Genomic DNA, 13,564 nt, shown 5'->3' with positions numbered 1-13,564 from the left:
TCAAGTCGTGCCGGGCCGGGCACCTTGAGCTGTATCAATTCGCGCCGGGGAACACGGGATATGCTCACTGACTGCGCCGACCCGCTTCAGTCAATCCGGTGCCGGAAACAACGATGTCAACTTCGCCCCCCCTCTCCGTCATTGCTGTTATCGACGATGATCGCGATGTCCTTGGGTCGCTCCGCTTTCTGCTGGAAGCGGAGGGTTTCAAGGTGAGGACATATATGAGTGGCGCCGATTGCCTTTCGCAATTGACCTCATGTTCACCCGATTGCTTCGTTATCGATTACAAGATGGCCGAGATGGACGGCCTCCAGCTCGCACTCCATCTACGAGAACGCGGACAGCGCGGCCCCGTCATCCTGATCACCGGCTATCCCGACGAGACGATCGAGCACAAGGCACGCCGTATCGGCATCCAGCGTGTCGTCATCAAGCCGCATATTGCGGAAAGCCTGGTCGTGAATGTCCGAGCCGCCATTGCCGACACAAGCTTCCGCAGCGATATCCGCAAAAGTCCTTAGGGGGTTCTCCCTAGGGATTCGACCGAAATTTTCGAACGCTTCATTCAAGCCTACGACTTGGTCATCCACCGCATCCAGGAGATGGCCACGATGTTCTCGCGCAACGAATTGCTCGCCCCTTCGAATGCCGATCTACCGTCTCTGTCTTCATCGCGAACGGTTGGTAGCGCTCATTTCGGCTCCTCCCTTTTCAATCTCCATCCGGCATTGCTTGGAACTATTCACACCTATGACAAGGGAGAGGAGATCTATGGTGACGACGAACCAGCGAACTATGTCTACGAAGTCGTCAGTGGCGCCGTTCGCACCTGCAAACTCCTGGACGATGGCCGCAGACAGATAGGCGCCTTCCATTTGCCCGGCGATATTTTCGGTTTGGAATTGGACTCGACCCATCGCATGACCGCCGACGCCGTCGTCGACACCACGGTGCGTCTTGTCCGCCGCAGAAGCTTGGAAGCGGCTGCGCTCAGCGATATCGGTGTCGCCAACGCTTTGCGCACTTTGACCTCGCGCGATCTCAGGCATGCCGAAGACCACATGATCCTGCTGGGACGCAAGACAGCACTCGAGCGCGTCGTCACCTTTCTGCTCGAAATGGATCGCCGACTTGCGGTGGCCGGCATGCTCGAGCTGCCGATGTGCCGGCGCGACATCGGCGACTATCTCGGTCTGACGCTCGAAACCGTTTCACGCGTGATCTCCTTGCTCCACGCCAAGGGAGTGCTTGGTCTGTCGAGCGCTCGCCAGATCGTTTTGCGCAATCGGCAACTTCTCAGCGGCATGTCCGTTTAATTGGAAGCCTGCCCGACGACGCTCCCGTTTTGCTTTTCCGGAACCCAAAGGCCTTGTCATGACCACAGCCACAGCCCTCACGCGGGAGGAACTTGCACTCATCGACCGCTATTGGCGTGCCGCCAACTACCTCTCGGTCGGACAGATCTATTTGTTGGACAATCCGCTCCTGCGCGACGCCCTTACGCTCGATCATGTCAAGCCACGTCTGCTCGGCCATTGGGGTACCACGCCGGGGCTGAACTTCCTCTATGCGCATCTCAATCGCGTCATCAAACGCGACGATCTCGATGTCATCTTCATATGCGGCCCGGGCCATGGTGGGCCTGCCATGGTGGCCAACACCTATCTTGAAGGCACCTACAGCGAAATCTATCCGGAGATCACCGAGGACGAGAACGGGCTGCGGCGTCTGTTCCGCCAATTCTCCTTTCCAGGCGGCATCCCCAGTCACGCATCGCCTGATACCCCCGGCTCGATCCACGAAGGCGGAGAATTGGGTTATGCGCTCGTCCACGCCTATGGCGCGGCGTTCGACAATCCCGATCTGATCGTCGCCTGCGTGGTGGGGGATGGTGAAGCCGAAACCGGCCCCCTCGCTGCCTCCTGGCACTCCAACAAATTCATCAATCCCGCTCATGACGGTGCGGTACTGCCGATCCTCCATCTCAATGGCTACAAGATCGCCGGCCCTACCATTCTAGGGCGTCTCGGCGATGATGAAATCCGCAAGCTTTTCGAGGGCCTCGGCCATGAGGTTTTCTTCGTCGAAGGCTCCGAGCCCGCCTTGATGCACCAGGCGATGGCCAGTACCCTCGATCAGGCCCTCGTCCGCATTCGCACGATCCAGCAAGCGGCGCGGACCAATGGCAGCAGCGGGCTCCCGCGCTGGCCGATGATCGTGCTGCGCAGTCCCAAGGGTTGGACCGGCCCCAAGGAAGTCGATGGCCTGAAGACCGAAGGCTTCTGGCGCTCGCACCAGGTGCCGCTCAGCTCTCTTGCAGAAAAGCCCGGTCATCTCGCTCTGCTCGAGTCCTGGATGAAGAGCTACCACCCCGACCAGCTCTTCGATGCACAGGGCCGCCTCATGCCGGAGCTGCGTGCCCTTGCTCCTTCAGGATCACGGCGCATGGGGGCCAGCCCCCATACCAATGGCAGCGCGAGAAGCCACCTCCAATGCGCCGATGCACGCGGCTTCGCCGTGGAGGTGAAAGCACCCGGCAAGGTGAATGCCGAAGCAACACGAATTCTCGGGCATTATCTGCGCGAGATCATGCGGCTGAACGCAGCGGCGCGCAACTTTCGCATCATGGGGCCTGACGAGACTGCCTCCAACCGGCTGGATGCCGTCTTCGACGTGACCGACCGGACCTGGATGGAAGCCCGCATTCCCGAAGACGTCCATCTGTCCCCCGATGGACGGGTGATGGAGGTGCTCAGCGAGCATCTGTGCCAGGGATGGCTCGAAGGCTATCTGCTGACAGGCCGCCACGGGCTGTTCAATTGCTACGAGGCCTTCATCCACATCGTCGATTCCATGTTCAACCAGCATGCCAAATGGTTGAAGGTGTCGCGCGAGCTCGCCTGGCGCCAACCGATCGCCTCGTTCAATTATCTGCTCAGCTCCCATGTCTGGCGGCAAGATCACAATGGCTTCAGCCATCAGGATCCTGGCTTCATCGACTTGGTCGCCAACAAGAAGGCCGACATCGTCAGGGTCTATTTGCCACCCGATGCCAACACGCTCCTCTATGTCGCGGACCATTGCCTGCGCACCTATGACCGCATCAACGTCATCGTCGCGGGCAAACAGCCAAGTCCTCAATGGCTCGACATGGAAACGGCCATTCGCCATTGCCGCGCCGGCATTGGCATGTGGGATTTCGCCTGCAATGATCAGGGTGACGAACCTGACGTCGTGATGGCGTGCGCCGGCGATGTGCCGACGCTGGAAACACTCGCCGCAGTCGATCTCCTGCGTCAGCATTGCCCTTCGCTGAAGATCCGTGTCGTCAATGTCGTCGATCTCATGGCCTTGCAGGATCCCGGCCAGCATCCGCACGGGCTCGACGCTCGCGATTTCGACGGCCTTTTCACCACCGACAAACCGGTGATCTTCGCCTATCACGGCTATCCCTATCTCATCCACCGCCTGACCTATCGGCGAACCAATCACCACAACTTCCATGTTCATGGCTTTCAGGAAGAGGGGACGACCACCACGCCCTTCGACATGACGGTATTGAACAGGCTTGACCGCTTCCATCTCGCCATCGCGGCGATCGATCGTATTCCAGGCCTTCTACCGGGCGCCGCTCACATAAAGCAGGCCCTGCGCAACAAGCTGATCGAGCACGAGGACTATGTACGCCGCCATGGCGACGACATGCCCGAGATCAAGAACTGGGTCTGGCCGCATGGCACAAATTGACATTTGCCTGATCCATCCCGGCGGCCAGTGCTTGAGTGAGATCAATGCGGCTGTGTCTTTCACCGATAATACTAGTCACCATGCGGTCACACCCGGTGTCCCGGCTGGCCGCCGATCAAGAAGGAGGCCATCATGCGGGTCGCGGATGTAATGACACGAAACGTTGTCAGCGTGACGCCCCAAGCCACCCTGTCGCAGGCGATCGACGCCATGGTCCGGGCACATATAAGCGGCCTGCCTGTCATCGCCGAAGACGGCCGGCTAGCCGGCATTCTTAGCGAAGGGGATCTGCTCCGCCGGCCCGAACTGGGCACGGAAAAGCCCCGGGCGAGCTGGTTCAGCGCCTTGTTCAAGGCCGGGCATCTGGCACAGGCTTACGCACAGACCCATGGGCGCCGGGTCGATGACATCATGACTCGCGACGTCGTTGTCGTCGATCAGAATGAACGCATCGAGGAAGCCGTGCTCCTCATGGAGCAGCACGGCATCAAGCGCCTGCCGGTCGTCGAGGATGGCCGGGTCATCGGCTTGTTGTCCCGCGCCGATCTTGTGCGCGTATTGGCCGAGTTCCTGCGCCAGCCCTATGAAGAACAACCGGTCGGCGACAAGGCCATCCTTGCGGCTATTCAGGCCGAACTGGAGGCGCAGCCATGGGCACCGGCTGGTTCCATCAGGATGGAGGTCCATAACGGGGTCGTGGAGCTGAGCGGTGCGATCACGGATGAAAACCAGCGCAATGCCGTTCGGATCATCGCCGAAAATACGCCCGGCGTGCAATCGGTGCGCGACAATCTCCTCTGGATCGAACCAATGACCGGAATTGTACTGACTTCATCCGAAACTTCGGACGGGACCAAGCCGACCTGATCCCATTTACGCTCAGAAGGAGCCGTCACATCAACTGGCGGAAAACAGCGATCGAGACTCGCTCGATCGCTGTCCGCTAAGTTTTCCGGAAGAAAACCTCAATTGCTCAGCAACAGGGAGGTGGAGCACTTCCTGAGCATGTCATGTGTCTCCCCGCCAATCGTCCAATCATGCAGGCGGGCGTGGACCCGAGCTCCCATGACGATGAGGCCGGTCTGGTTCGCCTTGGCAAAATCGTTGATTTGCCGTGCCATCGAGCGCCCGTCATCCCCCAAGAGGACAGATTCTGATTTGACGCCGTGATGGGCCAAAAAACTCACCACGTCGTTTATTTGTTGTCGGGCGGTCTGCTGTTGTTCGTCCCCGGCAATGTCGATGACGTTGACCTTGCTCGATTTGCGCAGCAAGGGCAGTGCGTCGAGTACAGCGCGCCGAGCCTCACGACAATCCTTCCAGGCAATCACGGCACGCGAGCCCAGAGGACTGATTTTGACCGATGTCGGTACCACCAACACCGGACGACCTGCGCGAAAGATCAGGTTGGCAGGATCGATAGCGTGATAGGAAGAAACGTCGTTCCCCATCCGGCCGACGAGAATGATATCGGCAGCCCTCGCTTCGCTGGCCACGAAATCGTTCGGGTTGTCGATTGAGCCGCGCCACTCGATATGGCATTCGCGAGTTTGCGCACCACGATAAAACAACTGCTTGGCACAGCGTAGGTCGGCCTCGGCTCGCTCCAAATGGATATTGATGGGATCCAGGCAAACCGACTCTTTCGTTGAAAGCGTCACTTGCACCTGCGGAGCGCTCACCGAAACCCCGATCAATCGAGCGTTGAAAAGTTCCGCGATATCACACGCAAGACCAACGCGAACCGCATTGTAGCCACCCGTATCGACGTAAACCATGACTGCGGCGTAGGTCATTGAGCGTTGCTCCCCCAATCAGCATGCGCTCAAAGTAGTCCATGCGCGGCTCCCGGCTTTGACGATGATCAAAGATAAAGCGCCAGGCGGCATAAGAGAGTGAGACAATGAGGACAGGCTCCCAACGAGTATCCGGCACAGCCTGACCTGCCATCATCTGATGTTGATGCGGATCAATGCGATACATGTTCCGGGCGTCGATATTTGATCCTCCTCATTTTTCCACTGGACGATCGACATTGCTCGACCGGCGTGGCTACCAACTGCGGAGGGTAAACTCATGGGCGAAACGAAGAAGAGAATCTACGAAGCCTTGATCACGGGAGCCGCAAAGGGCTTGCATAGCGCGCCACTCTACGCCTATGTCGCCAACAAAGTCCCAAGATCGGACAACAAACGTGTCATTCGCGCAGCACTCCAATCCTTACGCGATCCTGAACTGACCGATCCGGCTAGCCTTAGGGCAATCTGTTCCTTGGCGGTGGAGCGGCGACTGATCGATTTGGGGATAGAACCCAGGCACGCCGGATCCAAGCACAAGAAGAATGCTCATCCTTCTGGCGAGCAGGTCTGACAACACCCTTCGCACGATTGCGAACAACTGGGACCTTTTCATCTGCCTGCCGGTGTCGGGTCCATCTGAAGTCACCCGGCGGCTCCAATTCGTTCTTATCCGGACGTTCGGTTCCGACTTCGCGCTATCTGGAGAGGAAGCAGCCATGTCACCGTCCGAAGATGTCGGTGGGACACCCCATGCGAAAGCTCTTCGCACCCTGTGGGCGCGGCTGAAGGAACATCCGCTTGCTCGGGTGGGGCCTGGCCTTATCACCGGTGTCGCCGACGACGATCCCAGCGGAATCGCGACCTATTCCCAGGCTGGCGCCCAGTTCGGCTTGAACATGCTCTGGACGATGCCTCTCACTTTCCCGTTGATGGCCGCGATCCAGTCCATATGCGCCCGGATCGGCCGCGTAACCGGAAAGGGGCTGGCCGCTAACATCAAGCTGGCTTTCCCGCCCTTTGTGCTCCGGGGCGTGGTGCTGCTCCTTCTGCTCGCCAACATTCTGAATATTGCAGCCGACGTCGCGGCCATGGGTGAAGTTGCCGAGCTTGTCATCGGCTTCAACCGCCATCTGATGACGGTGACTTTCGTACTCGGAACCCTGATTCTGCAGGTTTTCATTCCATATCATCGCTATGTCGTTTTTCTCAAATGGTTGACCCTGTCTCTTCTCGCCTATGCCGCCGTTCTGTTCACGGTGCATGTTCCCTGGCGAGAGGTTGGATTGCGAACAATCTGGCCAAAATTCACGCTCAACGCCGATGCGGCCGCGGTCGTGACCGGGGTGTTCGGCACCACGATCAGCCCGTACCTTTTCTTCTGGCAGGCCTCCGAAGAGGTCGAGGACATGCAGCGCGGGCGCGGAGCCGCCCCTCTCCTCAACGACCAGCCCGAGGCCGCAAGGGAACTGCGCCGAATTCGCTGGGACACCTGGAGTGGCATGTTCTATTCCAATATCACCGCCTATTTCATTATCCTGGCGACGGCTGTGACGCTCAATGCAGCCGGCGTTACCGACATCAGCACTGCTGCACAAGCGGCGGGCGCCCTGAGGCCACTCGCCGGCGATTTCGCCTTCCTCTTATTTGCACTTGGTATCCTGGGAGTGGGGCTGATTGGTGTCCCCGTCCTGGCGGGCTCCGGCGCCTATGCACTCGCCGAGGCCATGGGTTGGAAGGAAGGGCTCGAACTCAAGGTGACGAACGCCCGCGGCTTTTATAGTGTGATCGCCGTCAGCGTTCTCGCCGGAATGATCATCCAATACTCGCCGATCAGTCCTATGAAGGCCCTTTTCTGGAGTGCCGTCATCAACGGCATCGTGGCCGTGCCCCTGATGGTCGTGGTCCTCTTGCTGGCATCGAGAAAATCGACGATGGGAGCATTCACCGCACCCAGATCCATCGTCATCCTTGGGTGGGTGGCGACAGCCATTATGGGCATGGCAGCCATTGCGATGTTCATTCCGGATTGATCGAGATTGCTTGACAGACGTCCCGGTCACAAAGCTGAGTTGTGCAGAGCTCCATTTTTCCCAACAGAGCAATTCAAACACGACATCATGGCTTTCGAGAGAAATGGCGGAGAAGCGCCGCATTCGAATTGAACCTGTATATATAAGATACACTGATATCGTATAAAGGTATCGGGAACCTCAGCGTCAGGCTCAATGCTATGGCATTAACGACCAAAAACAAAACCCCTATCGAGTAATTACATCGATCAGGGTTTTTGACATTTGATTTGGTTGCGGGGGCTCACAATCCGATATCGATATCCGCCACAAGCGGCTGTTTTGAATCATAAGCCTAGATATAACTATCATCGAATCGTAAAAATCCAGTAAACAACGACACCAAAATCGCCTTACATTCCATTTTATATTTTGATGAGCATTATACTATTCTCTACATTGACAAGAACGGAATGCGCTAACATGTTCTTGCTGCACTCGATCATCCCGCCACAGAGGGCTTTCAGCTGTACATCATCGTTTTCAAGATGCCATGTTTGGATGCGGGACCGGCGGTCTTCGCCCTGCCAGGTGCTCGCTGAGCAACGCAACGAACGGCTTCTCGATGAGTCCTGCTCGCTTCAGCTGCCCGTCCTTCGTCAAGCCGATCTTCACCGAAGTCCGTCTTAGCGGCAGGTCGGCTCGATCCTCCAGCATTGCTGCGCTCTGTGAGCGCGAGGTCTCATCCCCTTCGACAATGATTATTTGACAATACCGATCTTGCCGCGATCGGTGGTCACCGCCACCGCGATCAGGATGATCACGCCGAAGGCGACGTCCTGCATGGCACTGGGAAGGCCGGCAATGGTGGCGCCGACGCGGATCAGAACCGCAGTCAGCCCGCCGACCAGGCTGCCCGTCAACCCGCCGATGCCCCCCGATATCGCCGTGCCGCCCACCACCACGCCGACGAGCGAGGGCAGCAGGAGATTGCTGGCGATGGTGGGGGCGCTGTAGAGCGTCTGCGACAGCAGCATCAGCCCGCCCAGCGCCGCGCACAGGCTGGAGACGGCGAAAGCAAAGGCCCGCGTGCGGCCGCAGTGTACGCCGGACATATAGGCGGCGAGCTGGTTGGCGCCGAAGGCATAGACGTCCCGGCCGCCGCGTGTCCTGCGCAGTACCAGCGTCAGTATCAGCCAGACGCCGACCACGGTCAGGAAGGCGTTTGGCACGCCGCCCGTGCGCCCCGCCAGCCAATCGAATGCCGCCAGGCCGGGCCCGATGCCGATGGTGGTCGCGCCGCTCAGATAAAGCGCCAGCCCGGAAAACAGGCCAAGCGAACCGAGCGTCATCACGAAGGACGGGATCTGGAGCCAGCCGATCAGAAACCCCTGCACGGCGCCGATCACGGCAGCACCCGCCAGCACCACGGGAACGCAGCCCGAGCCGAGCGTCGGCGCCAGCATCGCCGCCACCACGGCGGCCAGCGTTGCCATGGCCGCCGATGACAGGTCGATGGTGCCGAGCAGGATCGGCAGGGTCGCTCCGATCACCAGGATCAGCAGGGGTGCCGCGTCGAAGGCCAGCGCATTTAGGGCCCGCCAGCGCAACAGGCCGGGCGAGATCGACACGACGACAAAAAACATCACTGCAAGGGCAAGGCAGGGGCCGAGCCTTCGCAGCAGCGGCATGGCGGCGAGAAGTGGCGATGGAGCCGGGCTCGATTGATCGTTGATGGCCATGTCTTCCTCCCTCACACCATCGCCTTCACGATGCTCTCTTCGGCCGGGCGCTGCTGCTGCACGCCGCCGAAGCGCTGGCTGATCCGGCCATCCTTCATCACCACGATAGTGTCGGAGAGCAGCAGCATCTCGTCGAGCGTGTCGCCGACGAACAGGATCGACAGGCCCTCTTCCGCAAGCGCGCAGATGGCGTTGAACAGATCGGCTCGCGCGCCCGGATCCAGCCCACGGGTGGGATGGTCCAGAACCAGCAGTTTCAAGGAGCGCCCGAGCAGCCATTTGCTCAGCACGGCCTTTTGCTGGTTGCCACCGGAGAGGAGCTCGATGCGCTGGTCGAGGGATGCTGCCTTGATCTTCAGCCGCCCGGCCCATTCCTGCGCTTTTGCGCGTTCGCGCCGGCCCGAGAGCAAACCGAGGCCGGGGCCGTAATCCGTGCCGAAGGTGACGGTCATGTTTTCGAGGATGCTCATGCCGCGCAGCATGCCCTCGGTCTTGCGCTCGGCCGGCACATAGCCGATGCCGAGCCTCACCGCGTCACCGGGGCTGTCGATGCTCACCAGACGGTCCTCGAAGGCGATGGTGCCGGTAATTTTCTGTTGCAGGCCAAACAAGGCACGGCAGATGCTCTCGGCGCCCGAGCCCTGCACGCCGATCAGGCCCATGATCTCCCCGGGCGCGACGGCGAGATCGATGCCCTCGATCTGCCCCGGCACCGACAGGCCGCTGATATCGAGACGCCGGGCTTGCCCCACCGCCGGCGCGGTTTGGCGAGGCGCGATCGAGCCGGCGCGCTGGCGCCCCACCATCAATTCGTAGAGCTCGTCCGGATCCGTGTTGCCGCCGGCCCGTTCGGCGACATTGCGGCCATCGCTCATGACATAGACGCGATCGGAGATGGAGAGCACCTCGTCCATGCGATGCGAGATGAACACCACGCTGGCGCGCGAGCGGATGCGGCGAACCTGGCGGAACAGAGCCTCGATCTCGCCTGGCGTCAGCACCGAGGTCGGCTCGTCGAACAAAACGACGAGATGGCCGTCCACCAGTTCCTCCAGCGCCAGGACCTTGGCGAGTTCCACCATCTGCCGCTCGGCGAAGGTGAGTTCGTCCACCGGCATGTCGGGCGGCACGTCGAGCTCCACCTTGTCGAGCTGGCGGCGGGCCGCCTCGTTCATGCGCGACCAGCGATAGAAGCCGCCACGGCAGAAATCTGTCGGCTTGCCGAGGAAGATGTTCTCGGCCACGCTGAGATTGCCGATCAGGGATTGTTCCTGATGCACCAGCCCGATACCGGCTCGGGCGGCTTCGAGCGGCGAGGAAAAGCGCACCGGCCGGGACCGCAGGGTCATTTCGCCGGCGTCCGGGCGGTAAAGCCCGCCGATGATCTTCATCAGCGAGGATTTGCCCGAGCCGTTCTGCCCGATCAGCCCGAGCACCTCGTGCTCGCGCAGGTCCGCGTCGACATTGTCGAGCGCGACCACGCCCGGGAAACGCTTGGTCATGCCGCGAAGACTCATGATCGCCGTCATTTCACCACCCTCGTCTTGCGGCGCAGGTGCCAGGTCGAACCGGTCACCGCGATGATGATCACCACGCCCTCGATCGCCTTCTGCAGGAGAGGATTGGTGCCGGTTTGAACCAGACCATTGCGCAGGGTCACCAGGATCAGCACACCCATCACGGAATGAAAGACGCCGCCCCGTCCGCCCGACAGCAGCGTGCCGCCGATCACGCAGGCAGCGATGCCGGGGAACAGCAGCCCCTCACCCGCGGTCGGATTGCCGACGCCGATCTGCGCGGCGACGAAGATGCCGGCAACGGCGCTCAGGCTGCCCGAGATCACGAAGGCGGCGATCTTGTAGACATCCACGCGGATGCCGGCCTGCCGCAGCAGTGCCTCATCGGCGCCGATCGCGTAGCCCATGCGGCCGAGCCTGGTCAGGCGCTCGACGGCAAAGCCGGCCAGGGTGACCAGAGCCGCCAGATAGACCAGCGCGCTGAGTCCCAGATGCTTGTCGAGCGCCAGTCCGATCAGCCGCGGATCGAGGATCTGTGGCTGCCGCCCGGGAAAGAGCAGCGCGGCGAACCCTAGCGCGATCAGCCACGAGGCCAGCGTGACGATCAGCGAGGGCATGCGCAGGAAGGTCGAAACGGCACCGTTGAACAGCCCGAACGCAGCGCCGGCGCCGAGGGCGAGGACAGGTGCTGCCCAGCCCAGATCCTGTCCGGTGATGGAATTGGCCACCAGCACCGAAAGCACGATGCTGGCAAGCGAGGCGATGCCTTCCGTCGACAGGTCGATGGCGCCCTGCAGCAGCACAAAGGTCATGCCGACCGCCACGATCGCCGGCACCGTCGCCGCCTCGAGAATCGCCTGCAGATTGGCGAGGGTGAAGAAATTCGGCGCCGCGATCGAAAAGACGGCCACGAGCAGGACCAGCACCGCCAGCGGGCCGAAGGTCTTCAGCTTGAAGTGCCGCGCGGCGGTTCTACCCGTCGAACGCTGCCGGCGCAGGGAGGGAGCCTGGCCGCCGAACGCATCGGCGACGGGGGAGGAGATAGGCAGGTTTGGCATGAGACCCGTCCGTCAGTTGACGCCGACCGGAATCTGGCCCCGTGACCGGGCCCAGAAATTGGCCTTTAGCGCCTGATAGCCATAATCGGCGGGATTGGGCTTGCTGCCGAGGATGGCCTCGACATTGGCCTTGGTCGCCAGGGTCTGTTCGAGATAGAAATCCCGACGATCCTGGGAGAGCTCGCCGAGCTTCACATCGCCGACCGCGGCGGCATAGGCGAGCGCCGCGGCAACGGCGCCGTGCATGCGCGAATTGACCCGCATGCTCGACAGCATCTCGCCGGCCTGGATCAGCCGCAGCGCGTCGCTCGAGCCGTCCGAACCGGTGACAGGGATCTTGCCGGCGAGGCCCTTCTCCCGCAAGGCGGCGACGACGCCCAGCGCCATGGCGTCATTCTCCGAAAACACACCCTTGAGCTGATCTCCGTAGCGCGCCAGCCAGGTGCGGGTGATGGTCTGCGCCTTGGTCTGGTCCCAGTCGCCGATCTGGGTGTCGAGGATCTTCATAGCCGGGCATTCCGCCGCGGCCTTGTGCAGGCCGATCTCGCGCTGCTTGGCCGGCGGATTGTCGGGCGTGCCCTTGAGCACGACGATGCCGCCGCCTTCCTTGCCGAGGGCCTCGCACAAGGCCCGGCCGTTCTGATAGCCGGAATCGACACCGTCGAAGGAAATGTTGGCCACCCAGGCTTCCGGGGCGGTATCCCAGGGATGGATGTCTTCCGGCCGGTTCCACAGCGTGGTCATCAAGGCCCCGGCCTGCTCGGCGCGGTCGACGAAGGCCTTGGTGTAGGCGGTCGAATCGGGAAACCAGGTGAAGGCGCAGCCCTCGCAGCCCGCGGCGAGGATGGCGCCGAGCTGCTGCAGGTGCTTCTGCCCATCAAAACCGCTTTCATAGACTTCGAGCTTGGCGCCGACGGAGTTGGCGACCTGCTCGGCGCCCCAGATCACTTCCTGCCAATATTCGGCGCTGGTGGTACCCACCGCCAGGTAGATCTTGGTCGGTTTTTCCTGCGCCTGGACCGGCTGGCCGGGCAGGGCACCGGCGACCAGGACGGCCGAAGCCAGCAAAGCTGGAAATTGCAGTGACAGTCTCACCTTGTCGTTCTCCCATTGCTGAAGCGGTTCCGCGCCCCTGCTGCCGACGGCGATCGCCACGGCTGGGGTCTTGCCTCGGGAACCTTGGCTAGACATTCTCAGAGAAAATATATATTGTAAAGCATAATCAATTTTACGATGAAAAATGGGGATATGGAGTGACGATCGAGGCGCAAATCCACGAGCTGGAAGAGGAACGCTACCGGGCGATGCTGGAGGCCGATGTGCCGGCCCTGGAGGCGCTGCTGGCGGATGAGATGCTCTATGCCCATTCGAACGGCGCGCGCGACACCAAGCACAGCTATCTGGAAAAACTGGCGAGCGGCTTCTTCGACTATATCGAAATCCGGCGGCCAGAAGAGACGATCGTCATTGCCGGCGCCACGGCGATCGTGGCCGGACGCATGGCTGGTCATGTCCGTGTCGGAGGCCAGGATCGCCATCTCGACAATAGCAGCCTGGCCGTGTGGGCCCTGCGGGACGGGCGCTGGCAGCTCCTGGCCTATCAGCCCACCGTGCTGCCAAAGAGCTGAAGATCAGCGCAGGCGCATCGGCGCTGAATGCACCGATGTCATCCCTTCCCGGAATAGCCGG

12 protein-coding genes are annotated in these 13,564 nt (G+C 61.0%); 7 read left to right on the top strand and 5 right to left on the bottom strand.

The window, feature by feature from the left end:
* The first annotated feature begins 113 nt into the window (after positions 1-113).
* The 4 genes from ACZYTC_RS30790 (at position 114) to ACZYTC_RS30775 (ending at position 4,617) form a co-directional block, all read left to right on the top strand.
* The gene (locus tag ACZYTC_RS30790; protein ID WP_434960310.1) at positions 114-524 is read left to right on the top strand and encodes a response regulator; all 411 of its coding nucleotides are present in this window, start codon (positions 114-116) and stop codon (positions 522-524) included.
* A gap of 90 nt (positions 525-614) precedes the next feature.
* The gene (locus ACZYTC_RS30785) at positions 615-1,319 is read left to right on the top strand and encodes a cyclic nucleotide-binding domain-containing protein (RefSeq protein ID WP_434960309.1); all 705 of its coding nucleotides are present in this window, start codon (positions 615-617) and stop codon (positions 1,317-1,319) included.
* A 58-nt stretch (positions 1,320-1,377) separates the two neighbouring features.
* Positions 1,378-3,750: a phosphoketolase family protein gene (locus tag ACZYTC_RS30780; protein ID WP_488991353.1), complete on the top strand. Its 2,373-nt coding sequence runs from the start codon at positions 1,378-1,380 to the stop codon at positions 3,748-3,750.
* A gap of 132 nt (positions 3,751-3,882) precedes the next feature.
* Positions 3,883-4,617 (top strand): CBS domain-containing protein, encoded by a 735-nt coding sequence (locus tag ACZYTC_RS30775; RefSeq protein WP_441773509.1) that lies wholly within the window; start codon positions 3,883-3,885, stop codon positions 4,615-4,617.
* Between the two features lie 98 nt (positions 4,618-4,715).
* On the opposite strand, the gene ACZYTC_RS30770 is transcribed toward ACZYTC_RS30775, so the two are convergent.
* Positions 4,716-5,546, bottom strand: coding sequence for a universal stress protein (locus ACZYTC_RS30770; RefSeq protein WP_488991352.1), 831 nt, complete (start codon positions 5,544-5,546; stop codon positions 4,716-4,718).
* Between the two features lie 280 nt (positions 5,547-5,826).
* Between ACZYTC_RS30770 and ACZYTC_RS30765 the strand changes: the two genes are divergently transcribed.
* Positions 5,827-6,120 carry a hypothetical protein gene (locus ACZYTC_RS30765; protein WP_434960305.1) on the top strand — a complete coding sequence of 98 codons (294 nt, stop codon included), beginning with the start codon at positions 5,827-5,829 and terminating at the stop codon, positions 6,118-6,120.
* Positions 6,092-7,579 carry an NRAMP family divalent metal transporter gene (locus ACZYTC_RS30760; RefSeq protein ID WP_488991351.1) on the top strand — a complete coding sequence of 496 codons (1,488 nt, stop codon included), beginning with the start codon at positions 6,092-6,094 and terminating at the stop codon, positions 7,577-7,579. Before ACZYTC_RS30765 ends, ACZYTC_RS30760 begins: the two co-directional genes overlap by 29 nt.
* A gap of 740 nt (positions 7,580-8,319) precedes the next feature.
* On the opposite strand, the gene ACZYTC_RS30755 is transcribed toward ACZYTC_RS30760, so the two are convergent.
* The 4 genes from ACZYTC_RS30755 to ACZYTC_RS30740 are packed head-to-tail and all read right to left on the bottom strand — an operon-like array spanning position 8,320 to position 13,030.
* On the bottom strand, positions 8,320-9,300 hold the full coding sequence (locus tag ACZYTC_RS30755) for an ABC transporter permease (RefSeq protein ID WP_434960303.1): 981 nt from the start codon (positions 9,298-9,300) through the stop codon (positions 8,320-8,322).
* Positions 9,301-9,311: 11 nt separating this feature from the next.
* Positions 9,312-10,802 carry a sugar ABC transporter ATP-binding protein gene (locus ACZYTC_RS30750; RefSeq protein ID WP_434960302.1) on the bottom strand — a complete coding sequence of 497 codons (1,491 nt, stop codon included), beginning with the start codon at positions 10,800-10,802 and terminating at the stop codon, positions 9,312-9,314.
* Between the two features lie 23 nt (positions 10,803-10,825).
* Positions 10,826-11,875 carry an ABC transporter permease gene (locus ACZYTC_RS30745; protein ID WP_488991350.1) on the bottom strand — a complete coding sequence of 350 codons (1,050 nt, stop codon included), beginning with the start codon at positions 11,873-11,875 and terminating at the stop codon, positions 10,826-10,828.
* A 12-nt stretch (positions 11,876-11,887) separates the two neighbouring features.
* A complete protein-coding gene (locus ACZYTC_RS30740) occupies positions 11,888-13,030 on the bottom strand; it encodes a sugar ABC transporter substrate-binding protein (protein WP_488991349.1) in 1,143 nt (380 codons plus the stop codon).
* A 98-nt stretch (positions 13,031-13,128) separates the two neighbouring features.
* Between ACZYTC_RS30740 and ACZYTC_RS30735 the strand changes: the two genes are divergently transcribed.
* Positions 13,129-13,503 carry a nuclear transport factor 2 family protein gene (locus ACZYTC_RS30735; protein WP_434960299.1) on the top strand — a complete coding sequence of 125 codons (375 nt, stop codon included), beginning with the start codon at positions 13,129-13,131 and terminating at the stop codon, positions 13,501-13,503.
* Positions 13,504-13,564: the final 61 nt, after the last annotated feature.

Source organism: Labrys sp. F242 (assembly GCF_057813875.1).
The sequence above is the reverse complement of the archived record's forward strand: the minus strand, read 5'-3'. Positions and strand labels throughout refer to the sequence as shown.

Bases quoted from the DNA above. Each gene is read 5' to 3' on its own strand.
- ACZYTC_RS30790 (WP_434960310.1), top strand. From the start codon at position 114: ATGTCAACTTCGCCCCCCCTCTCCGTCATTGCTGTTATCGACGATGAT.
- ACZYTC_RS30785 (WP_434960309.1), top strand. From the start codon at position 615: ATGTTCTCGCGCAACGAATTGCTCGCCCCTTCGAATGCCGATCTACCG.
- ACZYTC_RS30780 (WP_488991353.1), top strand. From the start codon at position 1,378: ATGACCACAGCCACAGCCCTCACGCGGGAGGAACTTGCACTCATCGAC.
- ACZYTC_RS30775 (WP_441773509.1), top strand. From the start codon at position 3,883: ATGCGGGTCGCGGATGTAATGACACGAAACGTTGTCAGCGTGACGCCC.
- ACZYTC_RS30770 (WP_488991352.1), bottom strand. From the start codon at position 5,546: ATGACCTACGCCGCAGTCATGGTTTACGTCGATACGGGTGGCTACAAT.
- ACZYTC_RS30765 (WP_434960305.1), top strand. From the start codon at position 5,827: ATGGGCGAAACGAAGAAGAGAATCTACGAAGCCTTGATCACGGGAGCC.
- ACZYTC_RS30760 (WP_488991351.1), top strand. From the start codon at position 6,092: ATGCTCATCCTTCTGGCGAGCAGGTCTGACAACACCCTTCGCACGATT.
- ACZYTC_RS30755 (WP_434960303.1), bottom strand. From the start codon at position 9,300: ATGGCCATCAACGATCAATCGAGCCCGGCTCCATCGCCACTTCTCGCC.
- ACZYTC_RS30750 (WP_434960302.1), bottom strand. From the start codon at position 10,802: ATGACCAAGCGTTTCCCGGGCGTGGTCGCGCTCGACAATGTCGACGCG.
- ACZYTC_RS30745 (WP_488991350.1), bottom strand. From the start codon at position 11,875: ATGCCAAACCTGCCTATCTCCTCCCCCGTCGCCGATGCGTTCGGCGGC.